The organism is Psychrobacter sp. 1U2, assembly GCF_051847575.1.
This window is the reverse complement of sequence record NZ_JBPYDC010000767.1, coordinates 1-846: the sequence shown is the minus strand read 5'-3', so window position 1 is coordinate 846 and position 846 is coordinate 1. Positions and strand designations below refer to the sequence as shown.

The 846-nt window shown below is 45.4% G+C and carries 1 protein-coding gene; it reads right to left on the bottom strand.

Annotation, left to right across the window (positions count from 1 at the left end; all coding sequences use genetic code 11):
- A partial coding sequence (locus tag ACS8FD_RS18625) for an exodeoxyribonuclease V subunit gamma (RefSeq protein WP_439276938.1) occupies nucleotides 1-846 on the bottom strand: 846 nt, incomplete at both ends.

The following is an 846-nucleotide window of genomic DNA, read 5'->3' as shown; positions in this document are numbered from 1 at the left end:
ATGCCCGTAATCACGCAAAAACACACTTTCAGGATTAATTACCTGTTGGCGCTGTAGCCATTGCTTATCGACGATATCTGCCCAAAAAAGCTGCGATGGATTGTAATGCAACAAGGTAATATCGAGATGTTTTGACAAGCGCTGTAAAAAATCTAGCTCGTTTTGCGGCAATTGCTGAATCGTAAAAATATGCAATTGAGTCGGCAAGATCGACTTAATATCGACGCCTGTCTCACTGCTATCCTTTGTCATAACCTCCCAAAACCGGCGCTCAATAGAAGAGCGATGCTCATATACAGAGGCAAATAATAACCGCCATAGATGTCGCTGCGCCGCCTCTAGCTCTACATAATGCGCAACTAACCATTCAGGTGTCATGCCAGCGTATTTATCAAACTCTAACGTCAGCTTATCCTTTTCAGCAACCAACGTCTCCACGTCTAGCGCTTTACCTTCAGACCATAAGGTCAACCATTCCTCACGGTGATTCAGATAGCGACCAAATACTCGCGAAAAATCAGTCGCAAGCGACCATAGCCGAACATCTTGCTGACTGCGATCAGCCTCATCGTCTATTAAAGCTAATAGCAACGGATAGAGCGGATGCTTATCGTCCGTCATAATCTGCGTTTGATAATAGGTAAAGTAACCGAACAGGCGCCACTGCATCACCGAGCCAGTCAGTACTGCCACCTCTGGCACGGTAATAATTTCTTGCGTGCGCTGATTATTCTCCAACCAAGTATTGTGCTCAGACAACAATTTTTGCATCAATGTCCACTGATACTGACCCCAAAATGTCGTCGTGACTAACGTGCTGATACCCGCTTGGCTTGCAATAGACTT